The following is a 2,334-nucleotide window of genomic DNA, read 5'->3' as shown; positions in this document are numbered from 1 at the left end:
CTCCTCTGGGACAGATCGTCCAGGTTCGGCGGTTTCTGGTCAGATCATATGAGGTATGACGAGCCGGTGCCGCTTATCGTGCCAAGTGCCGTCCGTCCGGCAGGTGCTGCGCGACCCACCCACGCACCTGGGCCCACGCGTGCGGGTGGGTGCCGATCCGGCGCACCTGCTCGAGCGTGGTGCCGGCGGGGGCGGCGAGCACGAACGTGATCGGCACCAGGGCCTCACCGACGATGACCAGCCCCTCCGACCGGGTGAGCGCGTCGAGGGTGGCGCTCACCCCGCCCTCGACCGAGTTCTCGATCGGCACCATCGCGCCGTCGACCTCGCCGTCGCGCACCGCCGTGAGCGCCAGGTCCACCGACGCGAAGGCCACGGACTCGGCACCCTCCGACTCGGGTCGGCTGCGCAGCGCCATCTCGGTGAACGTCCCTGCCGGCCCGAGGAAACCGTATCGCCGTGCCGTCGGTGTCGCGGGTGCTGTCGCTGCCGTCATCGTCATCCCTCGCTGTCGTTGCCGGTGCGTGCCGCCGCGAGCGCCTGCTGCTCCTCGGGTGTCAGCGTGACGTCGCTGTCGCCCCGGACGACGCCCTTGGCGTAGGTGCGCGACTCGCCGCGGCCGTGGATCGAGGACAGCACGATCCCGTCGCCGCCGTCGTCGATGATCGCTGCCGAGAAGGAGAGCCGGCCGCCCATGTCGCCGAAGGCGTCATACCGCACGACGGCCACGTGCCGCAGGCTCTGGCGCACGTCGTCCCTGCCGCTGACGACCTCGCGGCGCAGCCCGTCGACCCTCGTGGCGAGCGCGGTCATCCGGTCGTCCTGCCGGGCCAGCACGGTGGCGACGTCGGCGGTGCCGTCGCCCCACAGGACGCGGTAGCGACGCTTCACCCGGGTCAGCCGCAGCTGCGCCCCGACCCCCATGAGCAGCGCCAGCACCGCCACGACGCAGGCGACGACCGCCAGGGTCCCGGCGGTTCCGGCAGACAGGTTCACAGGCCCGAGCGTATTGCTCGGGCCACCCACACGCCGGGGCCGGGCGCGCCGCGGCCACCTCGCGGTCGCTCTCAAGGCGCTGGGCCGCACCCGTTAGGCTTCGCGGGACATGGATCTCGCCCTGCTGCTCACGGCCTTCACCACGATCTTCGTGGTCGAGCTGCCGGACAAGACCTTCATCGCCACCCTGGTCCTCGCGACGCGCTACCGCCCGCTGCTGGTCTGGATCGGGGTCGCGTCGGCCTTCCTGATCCAGACCCTGGTGGCCGTGACCCTCGGTGGTTTCATCGGGCGCCTCCCCCGCACACCGGTCGAGATCCTCGTCGCCGCGCTCTTCCTCGTCGGCGGGATCATGCTGCTGCGCGGTGCCGCGAAGGCCAAGCAGGAGGAGGCCGAGGCGGAGCACGAGTTCGAGGCCAAGGCCCGACCCGGCGCCACCGGCCTGCGGGCCGTCACCACGAGCTTCCTCGTCCTCTTCCTCGCCGAGTGGGGCGACTTGAGCCAGCTGTTCACGGCCGGCCTTGTCGTGAAGTACGACGAACCGGTCAGCATCGGACTGGGCGCGTTCGCCGCGCTCGCGCTGGTCTCCGGCCTCGCCGCACTGCTCGGCCGGACGCTGCTGCGCTACCTGCCGGTCGTCCTCATCCGCCGGATCGGCGGCGTCGTCTGCCTGATCCTCGCGGCGGTCACCGTGCTGGGCGTCCTCGGCCTCGACCTGCCGATCCTCTGACGCGTCCCGCCCGTGCTCCGGCCCGGCCGCTTTGCTCGCTTCGGACCGCTCTTCGCGCCCGCCGAAGCGGTCTGAGGCGAGCAAACCGGGCCGGGGCGAGCACGCGGGGCGTGCAGGGCCCGGGTCGTCGCACCCCCACCGCCTAACCTGTGCGGGTGACTCGCCGCTGGATCGCCGTCGTGCTCGCGGCTCTCGTGCTGATGGCGGCGGCGGCCGTCGGGATCCGAGCCGCGCAGGGGCCACACTCCCCGAGCACGGTCCAGGGGCGAGGCCCACTCATCGTCATCGGCGCGGCGGGCCTGGACTGGCAGGACGTGTCGCCCGACGGCACCCCCTCGTTGTGGTCTCTCCTGCGCCGCGGGACGACGGCGGCCATGACGGTCCGATCGGTCCAGCTCAACACCTGCCCGATCGATGGCTGGCTCTCGCTCTCGGCCGGGCAGCGGGCCGGTGACGTCGGGCCGGGCGGTTCGACCGAGACCGCGGTGACGGCCAGCGGCCAGGACAAACCCGCCTGCCGTGCCCTGCCGCACCTGCCCCACGCCGGTCCGGTCACGCAGGTGCCGCGGTGGGACGTATGGCGTCACGCGGCCAGCGCGCGCCCGCTC

3 protein-coding genes and 1 pseudogene are annotated in these 2,334 nt (G+C 72.8%); 2 read left to right on the top strand and 2 right to left on the bottom strand.

Annotated features, from left to right (window positions below):
* Positions 1 to 73: 73 nt before the first annotated feature.
* A complete protein-coding gene (locus FRW57_RS20505; protein ID WP_338055396.1) occupies positions 74 to 496 on the bottom strand; it encodes a prephenate dehydratase domain-containing protein in 423 nt (140 codons plus the stop codon).
* 2 nt (positions 497 to 498) lie between these two features.
* On the bottom strand, positions 499 to 996 hold the full coding sequence (locus FRW57_RS20500) for a DUF4446 family protein (protein WP_238384798.1): 498 nt from the start codon (positions 994 to 996) through the stop codon (positions 499 to 501).
* 109 nt (positions 997 to 1,105) lie between these two features.
* Between FRW57_RS20500 and FRW57_RS20495 the strand changes: the two genes are divergently transcribed.
* On the top strand, positions 1,106 to 1,726 hold the full coding sequence (locus tag FRW57_RS20495) for a TMEM165/GDT1 family protein (RefSeq protein WP_152186925.1): 621 nt from the start codon (positions 1,106 to 1,108) through the stop codon (positions 1,724 to 1,726).
* A 155-nt stretch (positions 1,727 to 1,881) separates the two neighbouring features.
* A pseudogene (locus FRW57_RS20490) lies at positions 1,882 to 2,334 on the top strand (hypothetical protein); the annotation flags it as partial.

Origin of the sequence: Segeticoccus rhizosphaerae (assembly GCF_009192725.1) — a bacterium.
Taxonomy (GTDB): Bacteria; Actinomycetota; Actinomycetes; order Actinomycetales; family Dermatophilaceae; genus Segeticoccus; species Segeticoccus rhizosphaerae.
Note: the sequence above shows the minus strand (reverse complement) of the source record. Positions and strands in the feature narration are given on the sequence as shown.